Source organism: Acinetobacter sp. FB (genome assembly GCF_056033405.1).
The window spans coordinates 1,283,751-1,307,550 of sequence record NZ_CM148502.1 but is presented as its reverse complement, the minus strand read 5'-3'; the positions used below and the strand labels follow the sequence as shown (position 1 = coordinate 1,307,550).

Annotated in this window: 29 protein-coding genes and 1 pseudogene; 28 read left to right on the top strand and 2 right to left on the bottom strand. The window is 38.6% G+C overall.

The window, feature by feature from the left end:
• Nucleotides 1-2: 2 nt before the first annotated feature.
• From gpM to AC0JIQ_RS06065, 10 genes are all read left to right on the top strand, one after another.
• A complete protein-coding gene (gene gpM / locus AC0JIQ_RS06110; protein WP_474202958.1) occupies nt 3-833 on the top strand; it encodes a phage terminase small subunit in 831 nt (276 codons plus the stop codon).
• Between the two features lie 3 nt (nt 834-836).
• Entirely contained in the window at nt 837-1,235 is a 399-nt protein-coding gene (locus AC0JIQ_RS06105; protein WP_241340787.1) for a head completion/stabilization protein, read from the top strand.
• Nucleotides 1,232-1,435, top strand: coding sequence for a tail protein X (locus AC0JIQ_RS06100; protein WP_241340786.1), 204 nt, complete (start codon nt 1,232-1,234; stop codon nt 1,433-1,435). The genes AC0JIQ_RS06105 and AC0JIQ_RS06100 overlap by 4 nt, the downstream gene beginning before the upstream one ends.
• A 10-nt stretch (nt 1,436-1,445) precedes the next feature.
• On the top strand, nt 1,446-1,817 hold the full coding sequence (locus AC0JIQ_RS06095; protein WP_241282971.1) for a hypothetical protein: 372 nt from the start codon (nt 1,446-1,448) through the stop codon (nt 1,815-1,817).
• An 8-nt stretch (nt 1,818-1,825) separates the two neighbouring features.
• Nucleotides 1,826-2,347 carry a glycoside hydrolase family 108 protein gene (locus tag AC0JIQ_RS06090; RefSeq protein ID WP_474202957.1) on the top strand — a complete coding sequence of 174 codons (522 nt, stop codon included), beginning with the start codon at nt 1,826-1,828 and terminating at the stop codon, nt 2,345-2,347.
• Between the two features lie 2 nt (nt 2,348-2,349).
• Nucleotides 2,350-2,742, top strand: coding sequence for a phage tail protein (locus AC0JIQ_RS06085; protein WP_474202956.1), 393 nt, complete (start codon nt 2,350-2,352; stop codon nt 2,740-2,742).
• A gap of 3 nt (nt 2,743-2,745) precedes the next feature.
• A complete protein-coding gene (locus AC0JIQ_RS06080; protein ID WP_474202955.1) occupies nt 2,746-3,186 on the top strand; it encodes a phage virion morphogenesis protein in 441 nt (146 codons plus the stop codon).
• A 123-nt stretch (nt 3,187-3,309) separates the two neighbouring features.
• On the top strand, nt 3,310-3,510 hold the full coding sequence (locus AC0JIQ_RS06075; protein WP_474202954.1) for a hypothetical protein: 201 nt from the start codon (nt 3,310-3,312) through the stop codon (nt 3,508-3,510).
• Between the two features lie 7 nt (nt 3,511-3,517).
• On the top strand, nt 3,518-4,480 hold the full coding sequence (locus AC0JIQ_RS06070; protein WP_474202953.1) for a hypothetical protein: 963 nt from the start codon (nt 3,518-3,520) through the stop codon (nt 4,478-4,480).
• 393 nt (nt 4,481-4,873) lie between these two features.
• Nucleotides 4,874-5,086 carry a hypothetical protein gene (locus AC0JIQ_RS06065; RefSeq protein ID WP_474202952.1) on the top strand — a complete coding sequence of 71 codons (213 nt, stop codon included), beginning with the start codon at nt 4,874-4,876 and terminating at the stop codon, nt 5,084-5,086.
• Between the two features lie 85 nt (nt 5,087-5,171).
• Here the strand turns inward: AC0JIQ_RS06065 and AC0JIQ_RS06060 are convergent, their stop codons facing one another.
• Nucleotides 5,172-6,803, bottom strand: a complete 1,632-nt coding sequence (locus tag AC0JIQ_RS06060; protein WP_474202951.1) for a hypothetical protein — start codon at nt 6,801-6,803, stop codon at nt 5,172-5,174.
• Nucleotides 6,804-7,015: 212 nt separating this feature from the next.
• On the opposite strand from AC0JIQ_RS06060, the gene AC0JIQ_RS06055 reads away from it, so the two are divergent.
• The 16 genes and pseudogenes from AC0JIQ_RS06055 to AC0JIQ_RS05980 all read left to right on the top strand — a co-directional run bounded on the left by AC0JIQ_RS06055 (nt 7,016) and on the right by AC0JIQ_RS05980 (nt 20,367).
• On the top strand, nt 7,016-7,543 hold the full coding sequence (locus AC0JIQ_RS06055) for a phage baseplate assembly protein V (RefSeq protein ID WP_474202950.1): 528 nt from the start codon (nt 7,016-7,018) through the stop codon (nt 7,541-7,543).
• On the top strand, nt 7,543-7,914 hold the full coding sequence (locus AC0JIQ_RS06050) for a GPW/gp25 family protein (protein WP_474202949.1): 372 nt from the start codon (nt 7,543-7,545) through the stop codon (nt 7,912-7,914). The genes AC0JIQ_RS06055 and AC0JIQ_RS06050 overlap by 1 nt, the downstream gene beginning before the upstream one ends.
• Entirely contained in the window at nt 7,911-8,807 is an 897-nt protein-coding gene (locus AC0JIQ_RS06045; protein ID WP_474202948.1) for a baseplate assembly protein, read from the top strand. The genes AC0JIQ_RS06050 and AC0JIQ_RS06045 overlap by 4 nt, the downstream gene beginning before the upstream one ends.
• Complete coding sequence (locus tag AC0JIQ_RS06040) at nt 8,800-9,321, top strand: phage tail protein I (protein WP_474202947.1); 522 nt, start codon at nt 8,800-8,802, stop codon at nt 9,319-9,321. Before AC0JIQ_RS06045 ends, AC0JIQ_RS06040 begins: the two co-directional genes overlap by 8 nt.
• An 8-nt stretch (nt 9,322-9,329) precedes the next feature.
• Entirely contained in the window at nt 9,330-10,187 is an 858-nt protein-coding gene (locus AC0JIQ_RS06035; protein ID WP_474202946.1) for a phage tail protein, read from the top strand.
• 115 nt (nt 10,188-10,302) lie between these two features.
• A complete protein-coding gene (locus AC0JIQ_RS06030) occupies nt 10,303-10,917 on the top strand; it encodes a phage tail sheath protein (RefSeq protein ID WP_474202945.1) in 615 nt (204 codons plus the stop codon).
• Between the two features lie 41 nt (nt 10,918-10,958).
• Complete coding sequence (locus AC0JIQ_RS06025; RefSeq protein ID WP_474202944.1) at nt 10,959-11,258, top strand: hypothetical protein; 300 nt, start codon at nt 10,959-10,961, stop codon at nt 11,256-11,258.
• A 131-nt stretch (nt 11,259-11,389) separates the two neighbouring features.
• Nucleotides 11,390-12,016 (top strand): phage tail sheath subtilisin-like domain-containing protein, encoded by a 627-nt coding sequence (locus AC0JIQ_RS06020; RefSeq protein WP_474202943.1) that lies wholly within the window; start codon nt 11,390-11,392, stop codon nt 12,014-12,016.
• A gap of 10 nt (nt 12,017-12,026) precedes the next feature.
• Complete coding sequence (locus AC0JIQ_RS06015) at nt 12,027-12,533, top strand: phage major tail tube protein (protein WP_474202942.1); 507 nt, start codon at nt 12,027-12,029, stop codon at nt 12,531-12,533.
• Between the two features lie 47 nt (nt 12,534-12,580).
• Entirely contained in the window at nt 12,581-12,898 is a 318-nt protein-coding gene (locus AC0JIQ_RS06010; protein ID WP_474202941.1) for a phage tail assembly protein, read from the top strand.
• Entirely contained in the window at nt 12,831-13,058 is a 228-nt protein-coding gene (locus tag AC0JIQ_RS06005) for a GpE family phage tail protein (RefSeq protein ID WP_474202940.1), read from the top strand. The genes AC0JIQ_RS06010 and AC0JIQ_RS06005 overlap by 68 nt, the downstream gene beginning before the upstream one ends.
• Nucleotides 13,055-15,643: pseudogene (locus AC0JIQ_RS06000) on the top strand (phage tail tape measure protein). Before AC0JIQ_RS06005 ends, AC0JIQ_RS06000 begins: the two are co-directional and overlap by 4 nt.
• Nucleotides 15,644-15,653: 10 nt before the next feature.
• Complete coding sequence (locus tag AC0JIQ_RS05995; RefSeq protein WP_241282937.1) at nt 15,654-16,067, top strand: phage tail protein; 414 nt, start codon at nt 15,654-15,656, stop codon at nt 16,065-16,067.
• Nucleotides 16,068-16,069: 2 nt separating this feature from the next.
• Entirely contained in the window at nt 16,070-17,083 is a 1,014-nt protein-coding gene (locus AC0JIQ_RS05990; protein WP_474202939.1) for a contractile injection system protein, VgrG/Pvc8 family, read from the top strand.
• Nucleotides 17,084-17,164: 81 nt separating this feature from the next.
• Entirely contained in the window at nt 17,165-18,436 is a 1,272-nt protein-coding gene (locus AC0JIQ_RS05985; protein ID WP_474202938.1) for a DNA cytosine methyltransferase, read from the top strand.
• Nucleotides 18,436-20,367 carry an ATP-binding protein gene (locus AC0JIQ_RS05980; protein WP_474202937.1) on the top strand — a complete coding sequence of 644 codons (1,932 nt, stop codon included), beginning with the start codon at nt 18,436-18,438 and terminating at the stop codon, nt 20,365-20,367. The genes AC0JIQ_RS05985 and AC0JIQ_RS05980 overlap by 1 nt, the downstream gene beginning before the upstream one ends.
• Nucleotides 20,368-21,326: 959 nt before the next feature.
• Here the strand turns inward: AC0JIQ_RS05980 and AC0JIQ_RS05975 are convergent.
• Nucleotides 21,327-22,052, bottom strand: a complete 726-nt coding sequence (locus AC0JIQ_RS05975) for a hypothetical protein (protein WP_474202936.1) — start codon at nt 22,050-22,052, stop codon at nt 21,327-21,329.
• A 697-nt stretch (nt 22,053-22,749) separates the two neighbouring features.
• Here AC0JIQ_RS05975 and AC0JIQ_RS05970 point away from each other — a divergent pair.
• A complete protein-coding gene (locus AC0JIQ_RS05970; protein WP_151716898.1) occupies nt 22,750-22,944 on the top strand; it encodes a hypothetical protein in 195 nt (64 codons plus the stop codon).
• A gap of 172 nt (nt 22,945-23,116) precedes the next feature.
• Nucleotides 23,117-23,794, top strand: coding sequence for a hypothetical protein (locus tag AC0JIQ_RS05965; RefSeq protein ID WP_474202935.1), 678 nt, complete (start codon nt 23,117-23,119; stop codon nt 23,792-23,794).
• Nucleotides 23,795-23,800 lie beyond the last annotated feature (6 nt).

Here is a 23,800-nt window from a genome sequence, read left to right as displayed (position 1 = left end):
TCATGGGTATGAATTCAATGCGCCAACATCGTGAAAAGATGTTGGCAGAAAAAGCCTTAAAAGCGCAGCAAAGTTTAGATCCACGTCAGAAAGTAGTCACTGGTTGGGATCTTGATTCAGGTCCTGATCAATCAGTTCAAATCCCTGCTGAAGTTTTAAATCAGGGAAATGTTCCAAATGTTGAACTGCGGATGTTCAATCATTTAAATATCTTAAGTGGACTAAAATCCGTTCAAGAACGTATTGAAAAAAAAGCAGAATGGCTGCCTGAATATTACGGCTATATCGATGGCTGCCTTGCTGTTTCGCCTGCTGCTCAAAACACGACATTAGTTTATTTAATGATTTGGGCATGTGATGCCAATGATTTTGAACTGGCAGTACGTATTGCTGAATATGTTGTGTTGAATGACATGGTGATGCCTGATGACTACACCCGTTCAACGGCTGAATTCATAACCGAGCAATGTGCTGAAGTCTTTATCAATGATGATGATCTTGCGATCGCCAATGCTTCATTAATTGAACGCATCATCAGTCTTGGTGATGGCGAACAAATGGTCGATCAAGTACGAGCAAAAATTTATCGTGCCTTAGGTGATGCATTGAACCAGGCACAACCAATGGAAGCTGTTTCAGCTTATAAGAATGCGCTTCGATACAATCCAAAAGCAGGCTGTAAAAAAGATTTAGAGCAGCTTGAAAAACGATTGCGTCTAACTGCAAACGAGTCGTCTCCCGACGCCACTGTCGGCTCGCAGGCAGTTTCAACGGCTAATCAAACAGCCGATGGGACTGATCCTGCGTCCACCGACGCTAAGCCAAAGGAGTAAGCCATGCTTTTAAACGCACCTGTCACCGATGCTGAAGTACAAAATCCGATTGCTGAATACCCAAATATCAGCATTAAGGACTTGCTTGGGCAGGTGCGTTTAGATCAATCCAAAGGCGAACTTTTACTTTCTGAAAAAATATTGTTAGCGATGGATACCATCAATGGCGATATTGATTTTATGCAAATCGAATCCGATGAGCAGATCCGCAAATATAAACGAGCTGTGAGCTATGAAGCAGCAGCTCTGATTTGTGAGGACAATCTTGATTTTGATACCACCACCACTGGACAGGCCCGTGGCGAAAATCAAAAAGACAAAGCCGATGCGCTTCGCAGGATTGTTCAACATACCATTGCTGATTTGACCAACCGCCCTCGCAACCGAGTTCGACTGATATGAAATCAGTCAACGCTATACAGGGCGATACTTTGGAATCGATTGCTTACCGTTATTACGGTTCAAGTGCAGTCGAGATGTTACCTGCACTGGTTGAAGCCAATTCAACACTTGAACACATATTTTTAGACGAACATCAATCCATACAATTACCAGAATTAACCAAAGCTTCAGCACCACAAACACTCAAGCTTTGGGATTAAGGGGATGGGCATGAATGACCCAATTAGTATTAAAGGACTACCGTGGTTTATCAAAATCATCGCTGCTGTGATTGGGGCAATTTTTGCCCTCACATTAAGTGGTGATATTGATGCTGAAGGTCGCCTTAAAATTACCAAAGGCTTAATCATTAAATTTTCATTTAGTGTGGCCATCAGTCTTTATGGCGGTGCTGCTTTTATTGAATATTTCCAATTGACGCATTATTCGCACCCTGCTCAAGGGGTCGTGATGCTGTTTTTTGCGGTATTTGGTTTGCTCTTTGTCGGCATCTTTTATCAATCCATTCGATTATTAGATGGCAAAAAACCAAGCGAACTGATTAGTGAAATTAAAGCTGCGTTTGCTGCGATGTTTAAATAGGTGACAGGATGAAACTGACATTTGAACAAGCATTCGATCGTTTGATTGGCCATGAAGGTGAATTTACTGACGACCCAAAAGATCGTGGCAACTGGACAACGGGCATCATTGGTAAAGGGATTTGTAAAGGCACCAAGTTCGGGATTTCTGCCATGACCTATCCTGATCTTGATATCAAAAACCTTACTCTTGATCAAGCCAAAGCCATCTATAAACGTGATTGGTGGGACAAACTCAATGCAGACAGTTTAGATGCTGCGATTGTATTTCAGGTTTGGGATTTTGCCATTAACGCAGGCATGGGTACCGCAAAACGTAAATTACAAAAATCCGTTGGTATGGCTGAGGATGGGATCATCGGTTCAGTGACTTTAAAAGCCATTCTAAAAGCGGATCTCAATGATTTACTCATGAAGTTTAATGCTGAGCGCCTGAACTATTACACCAGTTTAAGTACATGGCCACGCTATGGAAAAACTTGGACACGTCGAGTTGCAAACCAGCTCGTTTATGGCGCAATGGATAATTAAGCATGAAAGCCCTGATTCCACTGAAGCAATTTTTAAGTGAACGTTTCCAGATGATGACAGCAGATAAATGCCATTTGCTGATCGTCAATGGTTCATTTAAAGATGGATATTTGGAATACACAGCTCGACTGCTCATCCTTGATTATCGTTCAGATCCGATTCAAGTGATCGTCGCATTACGAGAATGGCTCAAATCAAAAAACCTACATTTGGATGCGACTGGTAAAGATATTCAGATCTCATTTAATTCTGAAGTGATTGATACCGAAACATTCGATCTTGAAATTGATTTCCCACAACGTGACAAACTTGTGGCTGAAGGCAACGATTATCGCGTTTGTCCACCGTTGGTTTGGGATGATGTCAAAGGCGGATTTATACGTGCAGGTACTTAATCAATGGATGCGATCAACGGTTTAAATCATTGGCTTGACCAAATCACCTTATTGCTTGAACCATCCAAACGTCGAGAACTTATGCGACGTTTGGCTCAAGGATTACGTGTCCGCTTTCGTGATCGCATCAAGCAACAACGAGATCCAAACGGCAAACGCTTTACCCCAAGAAAACGAGATCAAATCGGAAATATAAAACGACAAGGTGCCATGTTCCAAAACATCGGCAAGCAACTCAAAACGGATTATTCAGCAGATCATGCTGCGGTTGGTTTTGGTGGACGTACTGGTTTTGTGGCTTCGGTGCACCAGGAGGGAAAATCAATCCGACCGAGCAAAAATGCAAAATCCACACGCTACCCAGTTCGAGAACTGGTTGGATTTAGTAAAGACGATCAGGAATGGATTAAAACAATTATTTTATATTATTTATCAGGAAATTAAGCTTATGCACTCAAGAACAATAGTTACATAATTATGTTAAAAATTCACCTTTTTTATAGATATCATATAACTTACAAGCTATTATAACATTGTTAACTTTTAATATTTTATAAGGTATCGCTTATGAGCTTTTTAGGTTTTGGGCTTACAGAATCTGAAAAAAAACGATTTGAAGAATTTCAAAAAAATCGTCGCCCATCTATGCGTGTTATTGGACGTGGCACTTTGACTATGTCTTTAGAAGATGCCCGTACGGCACGCCGAGAAATGCTTGAACGTAATTCACGAGATACTGTAGATACCCCAGTAACTGCAACTCGTTAATTTATCTATGCTTCTTTTACTAATTCTCCCGTTACTAATCTCTGGTTATTGTGTCCAAAAATGGAATTATAAACACCGTTATCAATTACACCGTTACACAGGACAGCTTCTTTATTTAAAAAGTGCATACTTAGGGGCTATTTGTTTAATATTTTCTTTTATTTTTTCTTCAATTTTATTATCACTTAAACCTTTTCAAATATTTGGCATCACAATTGGCTTTGATCTTCTAGGGTCATTGACAAAACTTTTAAACAATACCTTAAAAATTGAGCGTAAATCTTTACCTTTTTATATGATGCTAACTGTCGGATCATTTTTGATTGCATGGATTTGGTCATACGGTGAAAATATTATTAAGATTCTTTGGTTTAACAAAATTTTCAGTAAATTATTTAAATTAATAAAAAAAATCATTTGTTTTTGGAAAATAGATTTTAAGAAAATATTTTGTTGGGAAATAGATTTCAAGGAAATATTGTCACTAATTATGAGTTTCTTCAATTGGTATCGTGATGCTAAATTAGATTATATCTACATCATCAAAATACAAACATTCAGTGAAAATCCTTTAGATGAGCTTCTGCTCGATTCTTTTACTACTCAACAAGATTTAATGCTTCATATGGATGATAGAAAGGTATATATCGGTTTCGTAATGACTCTGAGCGAAGCAACAGAATCTGATTCATTAGCCCAAGAAATAGCTATTTTCCCTTTAAAAAGTGGCTACAGAGATAAAGATAATCTAACAGTAAAAATTACTACCCAATACAAAGAGAAAGATGGTTTATTTCTTATTTTACGCAGAAGTGAAATTATTTCTGCAACTACTTATGATCCAAATATTTTTCAGGGATTTATGGATAAACAAAAACAAGAAAATCAGACTTTTTTTGAAAAAGTGACTACTAAGATCCCTTTATTATTAAAAAAACCTTCTATTGACAACACTAAACAACAAAGTTAACTTGTTAAGACGACTCCACATGAGTGGTCGAGATTGGCGTCTCGATACATATCTAATCGCGTTGACCCGCGTAAGCGGTTTTTTTACGCCTGTACTTCCTTACGCTTAATTTTAGGTTTAAGGTTCGTTATGGTGAGTTGTACGGTGGCAACTTCGGTTGCGCCGAGTTGATTAGATCTTCGGTACGCCAACTCCGTGCAACTCATCACCCTATGATTGGCGTCATTGAGTGATGAAAATTTTAAAAATAATTTGGAATTTTCTCATGAACCATTATCTAACGGCACAAAACCGTCTCGACAAAATCTGCTATCAACGCATCCAATCACCAAACTTTGCCCAATCCCCTACACTCATTCAAAAAATTATTAAAACAATCAAAGGGAGAAGCATATGAAACATCCCTGCTTTTCTCTCAGCGAAGATAATTACAACGTCGTCAATGAAGTCCGTGCCACACTCAATATCGTTGCCTCTATGGGCTTAAACGATACCAGTGATAGTTGCAATCAACTCTCTAAAGATGACCTGATCTCTGTATTGTTACAGGCAGAACAAAGGCTTAAACAAGTGTTAGAAGAATCCGCCAAAAGCTTCCGATCCTGAAAAACCTTTAATCAGACAAGTCAAATCAAAAAAGCCCATGATCCAAACATCATGGGCTTTTTTGTTTCAACATGAGCTATTCTCACTACTTCTCAACTTTATCTAGGGTCATATCTTCTGGTTTTGGACTATTCGCATATAAGATTGACATGACTAAACAGCTAAAATTTCTATTCCAAATACCATTATGTCCTTGGATTACATTATCACTCGCTCTCATAAACCAATATGGATTATTTTTCCAAGTTGTTGGGTAATCAGATGTTTTTTGGGGCTCATTTTTTTTCCAATGCCCACTTTGTATAAATTGAGTCGAGATTCTCAATGGCAATTGATCAACTAACCCATCATCCTTTTGTACAGATTGAGCTTTATTATGTTTAGAAAGTGATTTTTCTTGCTGCATAACAATGTTTTTAAAAATAAGCTCTTGGTTTTTAGGCCGATTTGTATCGGTCGGTTTATATGCTGTAGACCAGTTTTCACTTTCAGTATTATGATTTATAGAATCTATTAGCCAATTTCTATTTTCAATTTCGCAAGTTTTTTCAGATATAAGATCCTTATCAAAATATTCTCTAGATATTGGCTTTTCAAAAGCCTTGCTGAGACTAGAAAGTTTTATATTATTATCTTCAATGACCTCAGAAATATAACTTTGATATTGAACTACCCAGTGAGTATAGTACGGTGCATAATTACCAATCGCTGTAACATCCATACTTTTTTCGTTTACAGTCTTTTCTTTGTTAGATATACCATCAATAATTTGGGTATCTCTATAGTTTTCAGTCCAAGAGTTTACTTCTCTACCGAATTTGAAATACCGAGTAGTCTCAGTATCAGTTCCACTTCCAATCACAATGAAAAATGGTTTTAAATTATTCTTAAAAATCCTTGGTTTTTCTCCTCCATTTTTCCATATATGCTCTCGTAAAGCAGCGAATCTAGTAACCTCAACTGCAGGGTTAATTAAAAGTACTAAATCACCAACACCTTTAAGAGCAATTGAACTATCTTTTTCCTGTTGACGTACACCTTCATCAAATCTCATTAAAAGCATAGTAGATACTGCACTGTATAAAGCTGAAGCCCCAAAACTATGCCCCGCCAAAATAAATATCGGCTTTTCTTCATGGGGTTTGGAATCACTTAAAAATCCATCTAAGTTCAAAATAAAGCGCTGAAGATCACCACGACCAATATCTTCACTTACCTTTTTCCGATTCCAAAAGGTGGTCAGGTTTAGGTGATTAGGATATACTTTTGCTCTCCAACTCACATACACGCCGATAACATCACGATATTCCCCATCTTTGTTTTTAATTTTTACTGACTTTACTATCTTTTTAAAATCATTAAGATTTTCATCTCCTTCAATTGAATTATGATTCCAACCATGTATAAAAAGAAGGACTACAGGCTTACTATCAGACTCATTTTTTTTCTTAACAAAATCAATAATTTTATCGGCATATGACTCATTAATATAATGACCTTGTTCATCAATCTCTAAAATTGCTACCGTTTTTCTTTCATTTGTTTTTTTATCCACATCTGTATAAAAAACAGAATCAGAACAACCTGATTTAGTACTTAAGGAACATTTATCCATAATATCAAAGTTAGTTCTTTTTCCATCCTTATAAAACCAACTACATGATGTTAGGGTAGAACAAGTTAATACAGTTATGCCTAAAACTTTAAGATTATTCATATATTTCCCCTCTTATAATTTTGATTATTAAATATTTAGCATTTCCACATACATATGAACGAATACTTTCTGACAAATGGCTAAATTCACAATCTTTGAAGTTAACTTCCGACTCATAAACTTCCTGAATAACCTTTAATCAGGAATGCCCAAATAGCAAGCCATACCTAAAAAGCCCATGATCCAAACATCATGGGCTTTTTTGTTTCAACATGAGCAATTTAAACAGGCAATTTCAAAACTTGGCAGGCATTGGTACCGTGATTGCGGTCGATGCTTCAGTCGGAAAAATGCGCCTAAAAATCGATGAAAACGAAACCGACTGGATTCCTATTCCAACCATAGCAGCAGGTGTGGTCAAGTTTTGGCGATGCCCATCGCTAGGTGAACAATTTTCTATGACTGCGCAAGGCGGTGAACTCACCGCTGCTGTTCCACAAATCAGCCTATTTTCTGAAGCTAATCCCCCACCGACTGACAATCCTGACGAAGTATTTTTCGAGTTAGGTGAGTATAGCTTTGTGGTCAACGTTGCCACTGGTGAAGCCAATTTCAAACTGAATAAATGTGTTTTTGATGTGCCTGAAACCATTTTCAAAGGCAAAGTCCACGCCGAACAAGACATCACGTCTGATACCGATGTCATAGCAGCAGATGTCAGCCTTGTTCAACATCCTCATGGTAGTGTCATGAGCGGACCAAGTCAGACCAGTGCTGCAATACCGACTGGAGGCGTTTAATGAAAGGCATGTCGAGAATTACAGGCTATGCGATCACAGATGATGAAAGCCAAGAATACGCCCATTTAAAACAATCCATTCACGACATTTTAGGCACCTTAATCGGCACACGCTTATGCCGACGCTTTTATGGCTCACTGGTACCTGAACTGATCGATCAACCGTGTAACGAATTTACCCAAGTGAAACTGATGTCCGCTGCAGCCACTTCACTGATTCGTTTTGAACCACGAATCAAGATTAGTCAGATCAGAGTCAATCAATCAGCTCAAACACCAGGGAAATGGGATTTCTTTATTCTAGGTAATCAAATCACTGCTTCAGGTGAAAAACCATTTAACGAAAACTTTTTGATCGGAGCAGCTGCATGAGTACGACCCGAATTGATTTATCAGCCCTTCCTTTTCCCAATGTTTTAGAAACACTGGACTATGAAGCCGAACTAGCAGCATGCAAAGCAGAGCTAATTTCAAGAGATCCTGATCTAGCACTAGTTCTAAATTATGAAAGCGAACCACTGGTCAAACTGCTGCAAACCTTTGCTTATCGCCAATTTCTAAAAACTGGCCAAATCAATGAGAAAGCCAAAGCTTTGATGCTTGCTTATGCCAAAGGTGCAGATCTCGACCACTTAGCAGCGAATCGTGGCGTTTACCGTAAAACCATTATTGCAGCCAATCCGAATGCTACCCCACCCACCGCTGCAGTGATGGAATCAGATGAGGATCTAAGACGACGAGTTCAACTCGAACCTGAATCCATGTCCGCAGGCTCAGAAGGTTGCTATCAATTTTGGGGCTTATCCGCACATGGCCATGTTAAAGATATTGCCGTGACCACACCGACTGCAGGCTTTGTCGATATTTATGTACAAAGCCATATTGATGATATTGCAGTCCAATCTTTACTTGATCTTGTGGACCAAAACTTAACGCCAAGTACGCGCAGACCCTTCACCGATAAAGTCACAGTCAAAGCAGCTACACCGATCGAATGGACATTAAACGCTTCATTGGTTTTATTCCCTGGTCCCGATGCTGAAGTGGTCAAGCAAGCTGCTGAAACCGCTTTATCTGAATACATCAACATCACCAACTCACTTGGCTATGACGTAACACGCAGCGGACTCTTTAGAGCATTGCACCAGGGCGGAGTTCAAAACGTCATTATCAATAATCCCCCCAATGACATCGTGATCGCCAAGAGCAATTACGCAAAAAACATCGGCTTCGAAATCAATATTACGGAGTTTAGAGATGTCTAGCTTACTGCCACCCAATGCCACCAAACTTGAAAAAAATATCGAGCAGCTTGGGCAACGTCTGACTGCTTTGCCTGTTCCCTTTGTCGAACTACATCGAGTCGAATTATGCCCTGTTCCCTTTCTTGCTTGGTTGGCTTGGGATCATCGGGTCGAATATTGGCGATCAGACTGGAACGAAACAGAAAAACGCCAAGCCATTTCAGAGAGTAAAGCATTCAATGCCCAACGTGGCACACGCTCATCAATGGAAAGTTTAATCAGTAAATTTGCAAGCAATTATCAGCTCAAAGCATGGCATGAGTTCATCCCAACACAACCGCCATTTACCTTTGTTGTGATCATTAACGAACTGTTTATTTCAATCGATCAGCTCTTACAGATTCAGACTGCAGTCGAAGCCACTAAGTCGGCCCGTGATGATTTTTCTATTTCTGCAACGGTGGTCAGCAGTGGTCAATTTCAAATGACAGGTGCCTGCCATTCAGGTGAAACCGTTTATTTAACTACGTTTTAGGATAGAACATGACTGCAAAATATTATGTGACCCTCACCGATTACGGTGCAACCCAAGTGGCTCAAGCGCACGATGTGGCTTCGATTACATTGACTCAAATGGTCATTGGAGATGCCAATGGTGTTCCCTACGATCCAATTGATCAGAAAAGCCGTACTTCACTTGTACATCAACGAGCAACTGTCCCAGTTCAGTCCGTTGTCATTAACGGGGCGGTGACAACTGTCACAGCAACCCTACCTGCCAATATTGGTGGCTTTAATTTGCATGAAATTGGTTTAAAAGACAGCTCTGGGCAACTTGTCTACATTGGCAATTATCATGGAGGCTATAAACCTGTCATCGCTGAAGGTGCAGGCGGTGAACTTACAATCGTGATCGATATTACAGCCGAATCAGGAAAAGCAGCATTAATCGAAATCGATCCAAATGTTGTTACCGCGAATAAAGATTGGGTGCTAAATAAGATTAATGAATTATCACAATCCTTAAATGTATTAATAACTGCATTACAAAATGATAAATACGACAAAACTGGTGGAAATATCTCAGGCGATGCAACTGTGCTGGGCACCTTAACTACCAATAGTTTGATGCTTGGCACTTTTTCAGCAACACCAAACGGTTTTACTCGATTACCGAATAACCTGATTTTACAGTGGGGCAAAGTGAGTGATGATTTTGAAACTCATGATTTCCCTATACCATTTCCGAACGCCTGCTTTTCATTAGTGGCACAACAAGCCAGTGGCGGTGGATCAAGTAAAGTTTATGTGGAAATTGTGAGTAAATCACAATTCAAAGTCTATGAAGGCAGCGACCCAACTGGCGGAACTGACTTGTATTGGTTTGCAATTGGGAATTAATAATCTAAAAATGCTTATTTCCTGAATAGCATTTAATCAGGATACAAGCATTAGCACCCTAGCCCATCCACTATCAATATAACTCCAAAAGCCAACCCTACTTTTGGAGTTTTCTATGGCACAGTTCCACCACGGTATTTCAGGCCGTGAAGTTCAAAGTGGCATTATTCCGATGCGTGATACTCAAACCAATGTTATCGCAATGATTGCCTTTGCCGATGACGCAGATCCGCTGATCTTTCCTGAGAACGTTCCCGTTCGAGTTTCTTCTATCAATCGAGCGTTACCAAGCGCAGGCACAACAGGCAACCTGCGTAAATGTCTCGAAATTATGGCTTTGATTACCAATCCAACATTAATCATTGTTCGTATTCAAAACCCAATCGCAGGCGAAGTCTTTACAGCGAGTAAAGTGATTGGCACAACCACATCAGCAGGTCGTACAGGTATTCAAGCCCTGCTTACGGCAAAGTCCATTCTAGGACTCACCCCTAAAATTATCATCGCCCCTGATGTCGAAAGCGCCGACGTCGTTGAAGCATTAGCAGCCGTTTGTAAAAAATTACGGGCTTATAGCTACGTGACCCCTCGTGATGAAAATGCGGTGATGTTAGCGACTGCCGAACTGGTCACAGCATATCGAGACACTTTGGCACATCGTGAAATTGAACTAATTTGGCCTGAATGGACCAATGGCAACGTATTTTTAGGATCTGAATCGGGGGAGTAAATCCCCCTCACACAATTAGTTGTGAGGGGGCAAGCAAGTTAATGAGCTTTATTCATATTGCAGGCGATTGGGATATTTATATCGATGATATGACGACTCCTGTGGCAAGTGGTACGATTGGTGTCATTGTTGGTCAAATTTCATTAGCGTTTCAAAATCAAATTACTGCTGACTATGATGGATTCTTGTATATAGAAAACATAAGTAATGCTGCATATCGAATGAAATTCGTTCCAGTCGCTAATACCAGTTTCACAGCAAATACTGAACAAAATCCTACATTCATGACCAATCAGGATGGTGGTTTTAGTTTTTGTTTAGCGCCGAGCATCATCAAATAATAAAAAGCCACCTTTGAGTGGCTTTTCTATTTCAGCAAATCCTGAATAGCATTTAATCAGGAATCATCAAATAGCAGCATTCAGTTATTCAAAGCATGATTGACCCATCAACCTTTTGACATGGGAATCACATGCCTGAACCAACCCTACTCTATGGACACGGCAACTTTACAGCCGTTGTCGCTGCAGCAGCTCTGCGAGCTGAAACCGACGAGAAAGTCGGTTGGCACAAATCCTTATCCAATATCCCTGTGACTGGTCCAACAGGCATCAGTCAACCGATTACATGGGATCTCGAAGATTCTGACACCGATGCAGGTTATTTAAATAGCCACGACATCACCACCATGATCCAGCATCAAGGCTTTCGTTTTTGGGGCAACCGCAATTGTTCTGACGATCCTCGCTTCAGTTTTGAAGTCGCCACTCGTACAGCTCAATTTATTTTAGACACCATTTTGAATGGCTGTTTTCCATTTGTGGACCAACCACTAACGCCTTATTTAGCGAAGGACATCATTGACTCCATCAATGCTGAAATTCAGGAGCATGTAACAGCTCGACATCTCTTGGGTGGCTCGGTTTGGTATGACCCTGCTGAGAACTCAATTCAAGGCTTACAACAAGGTCAGCTTTGGGTCGACTACGATTACACCCCAGTTCCAACCCTTGAAAACTTAGGCTTAAACCAACGCATTACAGATCGCTATTTAGTGGATTTCAGTAAATTGCTTGGTGGTGGCACAGTTACATCATAAGGACTAGAAAATGCTTCCACGTACGCTAAAAAACTTTAACACCTTCGTTGACATGCACAATTGGGCAGGTGTGGCAGAGTCCGTGACTATTCCCAAAATCACCAAGAAAACAGATGACTATCGTGGCGCAGGTATGATCGGCGATGTTGCATTGGTGATGGGCTATGAAAAGCTTGAAGGTGAAGTTACCTATGCAGGCTTTGACGTTAAACAATATCGCCAACTGGGTGTTTGTGGTGCTTCAGATTTACCTGTGCGCTATGTCGGCATCTATGAGCGTCAGGACAATTGCACCACACAAAACGTTGAAATTTACATGCGAGGGCAAGCCCTCGAACTTGATCCTGGTGAATCGAAAAACGGTGAACGTACCGAAATCACCATGACTTACAACTACACCTATTTTCGTATGGAAGTCGATGGTGTGGTGCAAGTTGAACTTGATTTTATCAATGGCATTGAACGCTTTGGCGATACCGATGTCGCAGAACAAATCCGTGAATTACTCGGCCTATAAGGTCGAGTTCACCCCTCTCCCCATTTTAATTGCACCAGGATAAATTCATGAATACTGCTGAACAAAACCAAGTTGAAGAACAAAATAAAAATGCTGAAGCGATTTCAGATCCAAATATCAAAACCATTCAGTTTGATTATGGATTTAAACGTGGTGAAACAGTCATTAAGGAAGTCACGATCCGTAAACCCAAAACTGGTGCTTTACGTGGTTTAACTTTGTCTGATCTTTTACAACTGGACGTGAATGCGATCGCAACATTAACCCCACGTATCACTTCCCCAACCATGTCTGCAAATGATGTTTATGACCTCGATCCAAGCGACCTTACCAAAATCGGAAAAGAGATCATCAGTTTTTCGTGAAAACAACGGACGACGACTTCCAGTAAGCATTGATGAAGTCATTGCAGATCTAGCCGTTGTATTTCACTGGACACCGAATGACTGTAGCGACTACTCAATAGACGAATTACAAGATTGGCATGAACGTGCCCGAAAACGATGGGAATCAGACAGTAAATGAGTGAAATTACGTTAAAAGCAATGCTTGAACTGGTTGATAAAGCAACAGCTCCATTAAAAGAAATTTATGGATCTAGCACACAAACGAGTAAAGCATTACAAGCACAGCGTGAGGAACTTAAAAAGCTATCAAGGGCACAATCTGACATCACGTCATTTCGTCAATTAAGTGGGGCTTTGAAAAAAACCAAAGCTGATTTGGAGGATGCAAAGTCCTCCGCAGCTCGTTTAGCTCAAGAATATGCCAAAGTTGAAAAGCCTACTCGTGCAATGGCCAAAGAATTTGAAATGGCCAAGCAAAAGGTTAAGCAACTAAAGCAAGCCGAACAAGAGCAACAGATCCAACTTTCGCTATTGAGAAATGGATTAACTCAAGCAGGCATTAGCACCAAGAATCTTTCAAGAGATGAGCAATCATTAAAATTAAAAATTGACGCTACAACTCAGGCATTACAACGAAAGAAACAACAACTGGACAAACAAGTTGCAAGCCAAAAACGCTTAAATGAAATCACACAGCAGCATAAAAAGGCGCAGGAACTGGTTGGAAACATGGCAGGTTCAGGTATGGCAGCAGGCGCAGCTGCAGCCACAGGAGCAGCTGCTATTGGCTTCCCAATTAAAGCCTTTGCTGAAGCTGAAGATGCATCGACCACTTTGAAAGTATCCATGATGCAATCAAACGGCTTAGTCGCCAAAGAATATTCAGAAATTAATTCGCTGGCCAACAAACTGGGAACGCAATTACCTGGTACAACGGCTGAATTTCAGCTCATGATGGCAAAGCTTGTTCAACAAGGCATTAGCTATAAAGCCATTCTTGGTGGCGTAGGCGAAGCTTCAGGCTATTTGGCCGTTCAGCTTAAAATGCCTTTTGAAGCTGCTGCCGAATTTGCTGCAAAAATGCAGGATGCAACCAAGACATCCGAAAAGGACATGCTTGGATTAATGGATACGATCCAACGTGCTTACTATCTTGGTGTCGATTCAGACAACATGCTACAAGGTTTTTCCAAGCTATCCGCAGGCATGAAAACGATTAAGGCTGAAGGCTTGGCAGGTGCAAAAGCAATGGCACCGCTTCTCGTCATGGCAGATCAAGCAGCGATGGCAGGTGAATCAGCAGGTAATGCCTACAGTAAAATTTTTGCATCAATGATGAAAACGGACAAAATAGCGTAGTCTTTGAAGAAAAATAAATCCCCTCTCAGCATGAATTTTACCAATGGTAAAGGTGAGTTCGGTGGGCTTGATCAAATGTTCAAGCAGCTTGAAAAACTAAAAGGATTATCGACTGAAGCTCGTTTACCAATTTTATCCGATATGTTTGGTGATGATGCTGAGACTATTCAGGCTTTGAACTTGTTGATCGATAAAGGCAAAGCAGGCTATGCAGAAACAATGGCAAAAATGAATGCTCAAGCCGATTTACAAAAACGAGTCAATGAGCAGCTAGGGACTTTAAAAAACCTTTGGGATGCCGCTTCAGGAACGTTCACCAGTGCAATGGTTAACTTTGGTGCTGCGATCGCACCTGAACTCAAAACAACGGTGACATGGCTGACGAATGTCACTGAGAAAGTCGGAGCATGGTCAAAAGCCAATCCTGAGCTTTCTAATACCATCATGAAAACCATCGCAATTATGGTCATTTTACTGGCTACATTTAGCGCATTATCGCTTGGGCTTGTTGCATTACTTGGTCCAATGGCGATGCTTCGCATGACCTTTGGTGTATTAGGCGTTAAAGGTTTTGGACTAATCAATATCATCAAATTGATTGGCAGCGCATTTTTATGGCTAGGCAATGCGTTATTAATGGTTGGTCGATTCATGCTTGCCAATCCATTGATACTGGCCATTACCTTGCTTGCTATGGCTGCTTACCTGATCTATCGCAATTGGGGCTCGATTGGACCATTCTTCCAAAATCTTTGGAATAGTATTGCCACTGGTGCATCGCAATTGTGGCAGCGTCTTGTTGGCTTTTTTAACAGTGGAATATTGAATATCAGTGCAGTCATTCTGAATTGGTCGCCGATTGGTTTGTTTTATCAAGCGTTCGCTGCCGTGATGAATTATTTTGGCATTCAATTACCGAGTACTTTCACTGGCTTTGGCCAAATGCTTATGCAAGGTCTAGCCAACGGGATTGGAAGTGCAGTCGGAGCTGTCATCGCCAAAGCAAAAGAAGTCGCATCAACAGTCACTACTACCGTAAAAAGTGCTTTCGGTATTCACTCCCCTAGCCGTGTTTTTGCGGAGATGGGTGCGTATAACATGCAAGGTTTAGCACTGGGCATCGATAAAAATGCAGGACTACCAAGCACAGCTATAACCAATGTCAGCCGAAATATGCTTGGCTCATTCGATACAAGTGCAATCAAGTTTGATTCACGTCCACCTATTTCCCAACAGGCAACAACTGGATCAGCAGCTGCAGCTGCGCCTATGCAACTGACCATTAATGTGTACCCATCAGCAGGCATGGACGAAAAGTCACTTGCTCAAATGGTTGCTGCTGAAGTTGCAAAAATTCAACGGACTCCGACCAATAATGCTCGTTCCTATAACGATCTTGATTGAGTAAAACATCATGCTTATGTGCTTAGGACAATTTCCTTTTACTACTGACACACTCACATTCACGCAGATCCAACGCCAACGCACTTGGCAATATGCGGAAAACTCAGTGGCAAAAGGACGCAAGAAACGCCAATTTATCGGCTCAGGTGAAGATACCGTTTCGCTCCCTGGTCTCATTTATCAGGAGCATGGTTTTGGTAATCGTTTTGCGATCGATGACTTGGCAGCGATGGCCGATACAGGACAAGGCTTTGTTTTGGTGGATGGCAGCGGTTATTTGTATGGAGTCTACAACATCGACAGCATCGACGAAACCAAACAGATTTTATTGTTTGATGGCGTTCCCCGAAAAATTGATTTTACGATCAAGCTCACTCGTACCGATGATAAACGTATCGAACAACAATCGGCATTAAGGGGCTAAACATGGCCAAGACCCCCATTTGTATTTTGACTGCTGACAGCAAGCCTTTAAATGATCAGATCCTTAAACGCATTATCAGCGTTACGGTCACAGACAACCGAGCCAATGAAGCCGATCAACTGGACATCACCCTCGATGACAGCGATGGCGTTTTAGAATTACCACGTCGAGGAGTCAAAATTAATTGTCAGTTTGGTTTTTTCGGTGAAGGTGTACACGACAAAGGCGATTTTATTGTGGATGAAACCGAGTGGTCAGGCACACCCGATACCATCACCATCAAGGCTTCCAGTGCAAATTTTAAAAGTAAGATCAAAGAAGCCAAGTCAAAGTCTTATCACCGTAAAACCTTTGGTGAAATAGCTGAAGAAATTGCCAAGAATCACGATTTAACATTGGTGATGATTGATGAATTAAAAAGTATCAATCTAAATCACATCGATCAAACCAATGAATCAGATCTCAATTTTCTGGTTCGGATCTCCAAGCAAAATGGTGCTGAAATGGCGGTTAAGAAAGATCGTTTATTAATTTTTAAAGCAGGTTCAGCCAAAACCGCTTCAGGTAAAGATCTACCTTCAATCACGCTCACTCGCCGAGATGGCGACCAATTTCGTTATTCAGAACAAGACCGAGATTCAGACTATACAGGCGTATCTGCCAGTTATCACGATCAGGGAAAAGCAACTCGTAAACGAGCGACGTCGGGCAATCCTGAAACTCGTGGCGGTGGCAATGACCCAAACACAAAAACCAAAGTTTTAAAGGGAACGTTTGCATCCAAAGAGGAAGCACAGCGAGCTGCTGATGCAAAGATGGCAGAGATCAAACGCCAAATGGCAAAGTTCAGTATTACGACTGCTTTCGGGATTCCCTCTATTTCAACTGAAACACCGATGAATCTTGATGGTTTTAAACCACAGGTGGATAAGCTGAAATGGATCGTTGAAAAAGCCACTCATAGTTATTCTATAAGTGGTCTGACTATGCAACTTGAGCTTGAAGCAAAAATATAAATTTATAGCATTTCACAAATTTAACAGCCTATAATACCTGGTGAAAAATTTGATTTATTGTTATCCTGGGCTACAAACAAGTTGTTAAATAATGCTATGCCTAAGCCATTAAAATTTATAGATCTATTTGCAGGTGCTGGGGGACTCTCAGAAGGTTTTATCCGAGCTGGATTTGAACCTATTGCTCATGTAGAAGCTGATGCATCAGCGTGTTTTACATTAAAAACACGTCAGGCATTTCATTGGCTAAATAAAAATGATAAAAGCCATATTTATTCCGATTATCTCAATAATAAAATAACCAGAGATGAACTCTATAATTGTATACCTAGTGTTGAAATCAATTCCGTTCTCAATAAGTTTATTGATAAAGAATCTCTACCTGAGATTTTTCTAGAGATTGATCAATTAGTTGATAAACAGGATATTGATTTAATTATTGGTGGTCCGCCTTGCCAAGCATATTCTTTAATTGGTCGTGCTCGCGGTAATATGGTGAACGATGCCCGTAATCATCTCTATATTTACTACGCAGAGTTTTTGAAGCGGTATTCACCGAAATATTTTGTATTTGAAAATGTGCTTGGTTTGCTCACAGCAAAAGACCCTAGTGGTAATTTATATTTTGATAAAATGAAAGCGCTGTTTGTTGAGATCGGCTACAGTATCGAATATAAAATATTATCTGCGAATGAATACGGTGTATTACAAAACCGTAAGAGAATTATTTTAGTCGGCAAAAAAAATCATCTATCTGATGACTCTTTCTATCCTGAACCTGAAAAATGGAACCCTGAAGTTAGTGTGTGGGAACTTTTTGCTGACTTACCAAAAATTTCTGCAGGTGGCGGAACTCCTACTCCACAAGAATATTTAAGTTATCAAAGTGAATGGCTAGATAAATCGGGTATTAAAGGAAAATTTCCGCTTACTTGGCATCAAGCCCGTCCGCACTCTGAACAGGATTTAGAGATTTATCATTTTGCGGTAAATTTATGGAATACAGAAAAGAGACGCTTGCAGTATAACGACCTCCCTGCTCGCTTAAAGAGTCATAAAGGTACAGATTCTTTTGTAGATCGTTTTAAAGTTGTAGCAGCAGATTTGCCTGCAACACATACCGTTGTTGCTCATATTTCTAAAGATGGACATCACTATATTCATCCTGACATTGAGCAAAACCGTTCTATTACGCCAAGAGAAGCTGCGCGAATTCAAACATTTCCTGATGATTATTATTTTGAAAATGTTTCAGGGAAACCTGCACGAACTAGCGCATTTAAACAAATCGGAAATGCTGTACCTGTTTTATTAGCACAAAAAATTGCAGAACAATTATTAAGGAATTGGTAATGACTAACTCATCACTAGAATTGAGCTTTGATCCAAATACTATTCAACACCTAGGAGTATCACTTTATTCTCAGCTACCAAGTGTATTATCAGAACTTGTTTCTAACTCTTGGGATGCAGATGCTGATAATGTTTCTATTATTTTTAAAGATTATAGAGGTTATAAAGAAATCATATACAAGGATGATGGACATGGAATGTCTTTTGAAGAGTTAAATAATAAATATCTAGTTATTGGTAGAAATAGAAGAAATGAAGAAAAATTTTCACCCAAAGGAAGAAAACCAATTGGAAAAAAGGGTTTAGGAAAACTATCAGTATTTGGAATTTGTGAGGTAGTAACTATTGAATCTACCAAAGATGGTTTTAAAAATAGTTTCACTATGGACTTAACTGACATTTTAAGTTCCAAAAATGGAAAATACACACCTATAATTCATATCAAAAACAAAGAGGTTAATGAAAAAAATTCGACAAAAATCACTCTAAAGAGAATTAACAGAAAGTCTGAATTCGATATAACAAATATAGCAATAAGTTTAGCAAAAAAATTTACTATATTTGACAAACTAAACACAAATCTTATTAATTTTAAACTAGAACCAAGCTATCAATATGCAAGGATACAGAATAGTTTTAATTTCAAGATTATACCTAAAATTAAAAGTAGAATATTGAACATCACAAATGAGTTAAAATTTGATGGTGTCGATCCTCAATTCATCTGGAATTTTCCTGAAACAAACTTAACAAATTACGAATACATAAACAAAGCTAAAATTAATGGTAAAATAATTACTTCTAAAACACCTATTAAATCTCCAGATATGCGAGGGATATACCTCACCTCGCGTGGTAAAATTGTTAATCAAGCAGAATTTTATGGTGCACGTGATAATGACCAATTTCACACTTATATTACTGGATATTTATCTGTAGATTTTATTGATGAAGAAGACATAGATTTAATTTCCACAGATCGACACTCGCTAAATTGGGAAAATGATTTAACTAAAGATCTTAGATTGTATTTACAAGAAATTATTAAAAAAATAGGTGCTAATTGGAGAATTCAAAGATCAATCGTAAAGATAAAAGATCTTAAAGATAAAAAAATTGATGTAGAAAATTTCATTGAAAAACTACCTAAACATCAAAAAGAGCTTGGGAAAAAAATTCTTGATCCTGTTTTATCTGCCCCCAATATTGATGATGCCATTGTAGAAACCGTTACTAGAAATGTAATGGCTAAATTTGATAACGATGACTTTAAGGAATATGCAACAAGTATTGTTGATTTAGACATTTCTGATGAAAATAAGGTTGAACTTTTCAAATATTTGGATGGGTGGAAAGTTATTGAAAATAAACAATATTCTGACTTAGCTCAAACCAGAATTAGTGTAATAAATAAATTTGAGGAATATATATCAAGTTACACAAAAGAAGTTCCTACTCTGCATAATTTTCTCAAAGATTTCCCCTGGTTAATTGACCCAAGAATTTTAGAGTTTGAAGATGAAGTAAGATTTTCAGAAATTCTAAAACAAAAATTTCCGGAGAAAGAATTAGAAGAGAAAAATAGAAGAATTGATTTCTTATGCACAAATTTTCTAGGTCAAGTCCTTTATATCGTAGAAATAAAACATAGTGAATATGAAATTGACTTAAAAGCCTTAGAGCAGGCTAATCACTATCAAGCATTTATTAAGAAGAATTATAAAACCGAACTGTCAGTTTCTAATGTAGTATGTTATGTGGTAGGGGGATCAATTAAAGATGATTATTTAGTAGAAGATAAACTTGAGACTTATCGAGATTCAGGTAAAGTTTTTGCAAAAACTTATACTGAACTACTTCACCAATCTAAGTGTTATCATAAAGAATTTGTTGAAAAACATAAAGAATTAAATAATCAGGATAAAATATGATTTGTATCACTGTAAAAGAACTTATGGAATTTTTAATCTTGATTATTAGTTTAATTCAAGGCACCCTATTCTCTTTAGTTATACTAACATTAAGATCATCACTATTAAACTTCTATAAAAGCAATATTAAGTTTTTTAATGAGTTTCATCCTCAAATACTACATCCAAGAAGTAAAGAGTATAGTATTTGTAGTAAAACAGGAATTAAAATTTTTATTTTTGGAAATTTCAACTTTTTTGAAAGTAAATATTTAAATTTATGCGCAACAGATAAAGAGCTAAACAATAACATACGTGAAATACCAGTACACATTGGTGTAGAAGATGATGCTTTAAAACCTTATTATTTTTTAGCAATATATAACATGCGGAAATGTCTAAAATTTGCTCTATGGTCGTTTATTTTTATTTTCATACTATCTTTATTTAAAATATTGTATTGGCATCTCACTTACTCTAACAAATTAGAACTCAATATTTCTTTTTTTTGGTTTTAAAATTATTAATTTAGAAAAATTATGTTTTAACAGCATCTTTCTAATTAATTATAAAAATAAAGCCATATAATATTAAATTCTTCAAATCATAATCAAAAAATAATTATTAATTATATCATTCAATGGATTTTAGTTATAAAAATAAAAGACCTCTCAGCTGAGTGGTCTAAAGTCTTGTACAAATTGACTATTATTTTGGTTCACTCGACTCTGACGCCCCACTTGGCTTCACACTCTTAACCATCTCTGCACTCGCTTTGATCAACTCTGTTCCTGCTGCAAGCTGATCTTGTATCAGATCGCCAATCTTGTCATTTTGAGTGTGATCAATTACTTTACCGAAATACTTATCTGCTAGTTTTTTATATATTTCAGAGTTATTGTCTCAAGATACTAGAAAAGCAGAACAATAATTATTTATAAGAAAAAACTGGGCATAACACCCAGTTTTTTGTGAAAAGTTCAAACGTATTGTCTACTTTCTCTCAAAATTTCTAATGCTCTGCTTCTTAAGCCTTCTAAATCATTTGGATTTAGTCCGTTTTCAGAAATAAGCATCTTAAGTTGATCATCAATATCACCATCTAAATCAATGATTCTTGAAGTGATGAACATCATCTTACCAACGTCAGTAGAGTCAAATACTGTGGCTACAAATGAATATTTTTTTTGAGGCTGTTCTTCATACATGTATGCATGATTATTTCCTTCAAAATAATATCGAGTAAACAGTACTTGCCTTCCCTTTCTATTAGGTGAAATAAGAGGAAAATGACCATAGCTGTAGCTATGCACTGCATGGAAAATTATTCCATGTTTCAGAATATTTTGTCCATTTTTTGCAGGGTCATAACTAATCAACTCAACATTACTAGATAAGTTATGTTGACCTATTTCTTTCAACAATCTTTTATAAGCACCTTTGCTCAATAAGATTTTTAAAATACAGCGGAACACATCATTTAAGTCGGTTGGATAACCAAAAGTCTTAATTGGACTACTGATGAATTTTTCTAGGAGAAATTTTCGATTTCTCTTAAATTCCTCGATATAAAATTCTCGTTCAGGCGATTTAGCAACTAAACCATCAGCAATTTTATCAATTAACGAATCTTTGTTTAAACCTAACGTCTTAATTGATGTATTGATACGTTCTAGTAAAAAATCATTTTCTGCATAGATATCCATGCCTTACTCCTAATCATTTATAAATTTGAAGCAAGCTAAACATATTCATACTTACAAATATGAATAAGCCTGCTCGGTAATTAAATTTTCAACAATTAAAGCAATGATTAGTACTGATCAATCCACGGTTATATCAATAGCATTTTTATTTTTTTTTACAAGAGAACTTTGTTAAATTTGTATTAAAATTCGATAGATTGTGTATTTTTTAAACAAAATAAATTTCACTTATTATCTTCAATTAAGAAAAAATTCTACACAAGAAGACTAAACAATCCGACCCCATGCATCACCCCACTTTGACCCAATCCATCAGGTCAAAACAATCCAACCCATTGTATCAAAACGGACTAATCTTTCTATCTACAAATAAAATAACAACTAGAAATATAAAAGAATGCCAAAACCAAAAACGCTTGCTTTAAAAAATAAATGTGATTATATTTCTTAAATCACAGCAAATCTGTGAGCAGGCGTGGAAACCTGTTTTATCATCTATCGAGCGAAATCAAAGTCGCTTTATGCGGCATTTTTTTTGTCCAATGCATAGTCATGCCCTCGTTATGGCAGTCTATTCAGGGCAGTCGCAAGACTGGCCGTTACTCGATAGAGCGGTATTTCCACCCCTGCTTAGGCTGCCACCATTCCGTGGAAAGAATGGCGGTAAGTTTTAAAACTTACTATCGAGAAAAAGACTATGACATCACGTTCTTATAGTGCATACACACGCACCTCAAATAATATTATTGAACACACACCAGTCCTAGATTTACCCACACATCTCGCATTAAAAAAGAAAGCCCAAACACGCAAAAAAATCAAAGACAGCTTGGCATTCATTGCTTATCTGATCATCGCCTACATCCTGATAAATCTAGGCGGTGCAGCATGACCAGAGTATTTATCTATACCGAACTAGGCACAGAACGAATGTGCAGTACTTGTGGCGAGTTCTACCCTTTTGATGAAGAATTTTTCAATAAAAACGGCATCCGAAACGGTCGCCAACAATGGACATCAAAATGCAAAGCTTGCTTTAGCGAACTCTATCGGGGAGCTGCAGCATGAAACTACTCCTACAGCACAACGAATATCCCCTCATCGCTTCGCCTGAATTGGCGAAAGTACTGGGGATCACAGCAGCAACCTTTCTGCAAAAACTCTATTTCTTAATCAGTGAAACACGCAAACGCAAAACGAAAAAGAACCTCACCACCCACAAAGGGCGCAAATGGTGGTTTCACACCTATGAAGAATGGCAAGCCACACTCGGCATGTTTAGCATCTCAACCATCAAACGTGCAGTCGCAAAACTCAGAGCACTCGGACTTATCCAAGTCGCCAAACTCTCTGAAATCAAATCAGACCGCGTCAACTACTACACCATCGACTACAAAAAATTAAAGACGCTATTTTGTATAGACATTCCAACAGAACCAACGCCTGAACCAAAACCTACGCCTACACCACAACAAGATAAAATCATAGGCACAGCAACACCGCAAAACCCACCTGCCACGCCTGAACAATTGTCGAAACTACCTGACAATCAACGCAAGCTCTACAACCAATTACGCCACTTAAAACTCGACATCACCCATACCGAACCGCTCCTCGAAATATGGGCACACAACGCCAAAATGATCTGCGCCTATGTCGCGTCCGCATCATCACGCTTGGACATTACCAAATGGCATTGGCACACACCGCAGCAAATACTTCCAAACCATTTACTAGATTGAGGGCGA

Excerpts from the sequence above, each read along its gene's own strand:
- gpM (WP_474202958.1), top strand. The coding sequence starts at position 3 with ATGGGTATGAATTCAATGCGCCAACATCGTGAAAAGATGTTGGCAGAA.
- AC0JIQ_RS06105 (WP_241340787.1), top strand. The coding sequence starts at position 837 with ATGCTTTTAAACGCACCTGTCACCGATGCTGAAGTACAAAATCCGATT.
- AC0JIQ_RS06100 (WP_241340786.1), top strand. The coding sequence starts at position 1,232 with ATGAAATCAGTCAACGCTATACAGGGCGATACTTTGGAATCGATTGCT.
- AC0JIQ_RS06095 (WP_241282971.1), top strand. The coding sequence starts at position 1,446 with ATGAATGACCCAATTAGTATTAAAGGACTACCGTGGTTTATCAAAATC.
- AC0JIQ_RS06090 (WP_474202957.1), top strand. The coding sequence starts at position 1,826 with ATGAAACTGACATTTGAACAAGCATTCGATCGTTTGATTGGCCATGAA.
- AC0JIQ_RS06085 (WP_474202956.1), top strand. The coding sequence starts at position 2,350 with ATGAAAGCCCTGATTCCACTGAAGCAATTTTTAAGTGAACGTTTCCAG.
- AC0JIQ_RS06080 (WP_474202955.1), top strand. The coding sequence starts at position 2,746 with ATGGATGCGATCAACGGTTTAAATCATTGGCTTGACCAAATCACCTTA.
- AC0JIQ_RS06075 (WP_474202954.1), top strand. The coding sequence starts at position 3,310 with ATGAGCTTTTTAGGTTTTGGGCTTACAGAATCTGAAAAAAAACGATTT.
- AC0JIQ_RS06070 (WP_474202953.1), top strand. The coding sequence starts at position 3,518 with ATGCTTCTTTTACTAATTCTCCCGTTACTAATCTCTGGTTATTGTGTC.
- AC0JIQ_RS06065 (WP_474202952.1), top strand. The coding sequence starts at position 4,874 with ATGAAACATCCCTGCTTTTCTCTCAGCGAAGATAATTACAACGTCGTC.
- AC0JIQ_RS06060 (WP_474202951.1), bottom strand. The coding sequence starts at position 6,803 with ATGAATAATCTTAAAGTTTTAGGCATAACTGTATTAACTTGTTCTACC.
- AC0JIQ_RS06055 (WP_474202950.1), top strand. The coding sequence starts at position 7,016 with ATGAGCAATTTAAACAGGCAATTTCAAAACTTGGCAGGCATTGGTACC.
- AC0JIQ_RS06050 (WP_474202949.1), top strand. The coding sequence starts at position 7,543 with ATGAAAGGCATGTCGAGAATTACAGGCTATGCGATCACAGATGATGAA.
- AC0JIQ_RS06045 (WP_474202948.1), top strand. The coding sequence starts at position 7,911 with ATGAGTACGACCCGAATTGATTTATCAGCCCTTCCTTTTCCCAATGTT.
- AC0JIQ_RS06040 (WP_474202947.1), top strand. The coding sequence starts at position 8,800 with ATGTCTAGCTTACTGCCACCCAATGCCACCAAACTTGAAAAAAATATC.
- AC0JIQ_RS06035 (WP_474202946.1), top strand. The coding sequence starts at position 9,330 with ATGACTGCAAAATATTATGTGACCCTCACCGATTACGGTGCAACCCAA.
- AC0JIQ_RS06030 (WP_474202945.1), top strand. The coding sequence starts at position 10,303 with ATGGCACAGTTCCACCACGGTATTTCAGGCCGTGAAGTTCAAAGTGGC.
- AC0JIQ_RS06025 (WP_474202944.1), top strand. The coding sequence starts at position 10,959 with ATGAGCTTTATTCATATTGCAGGCGATTGGGATATTTATATCGATGAT.
- AC0JIQ_RS06020 (WP_474202943.1), top strand. The coding sequence starts at position 11,390 with ATGCCTGAACCAACCCTACTCTATGGACACGGCAACTTTACAGCCGTT.
- AC0JIQ_RS06015 (WP_474202942.1), top strand. The coding sequence starts at position 12,027 with ATGCTTCCACGTACGCTAAAAAACTTTAACACCTTCGTTGACATGCAC.
- AC0JIQ_RS06010 (WP_474202941.1), top strand. The coding sequence starts at position 12,581 with ATGAATACTGCTGAACAAAACCAAGTTGAAGAACAAAATAAAAATGCT.
- AC0JIQ_RS06005 (WP_474202940.1), top strand. The coding sequence starts at position 12,831 with ATGATGTTTATGACCTCGATCCAAGCGACCTTACCAAAATCGGAAAAG.
- AC0JIQ_RS05995 (WP_241282937.1), top strand. The coding sequence starts at position 15,654 with ATGCTTATGTGCTTAGGACAATTTCCTTTTACTACTGACACACTCACA.
- AC0JIQ_RS05990 (WP_474202939.1), top strand. The coding sequence starts at position 16,070 with ATGGCCAAGACCCCCATTTGTATTTTGACTGCTGACAGCAAGCCTTTA.
- AC0JIQ_RS05980 (WP_474202937.1), top strand. The coding sequence starts at position 18,436 with ATGACTAACTCATCACTAGAATTGAGCTTTGATCCAAATACTATTCAA.
- AC0JIQ_RS05975 (WP_474202936.1), bottom strand. The coding sequence starts at position 22,052 with ATGGATATCTATGCAGAAAATGATTTTTTACTAGAACGTATCAATACA.
- AC0JIQ_RS05970 (WP_151716898.1), top strand. The coding sequence starts at position 22,750 with ATGACATCACGTTCTTATAGTGCATACACACGCACCTCAAATAATATT.
- AC0JIQ_RS05965 (WP_474202935.1), top strand. The coding sequence starts at position 23,117 with ATGAAACTACTCCTACAGCACAACGAATATCCCCTCATCGCTTCGCCT.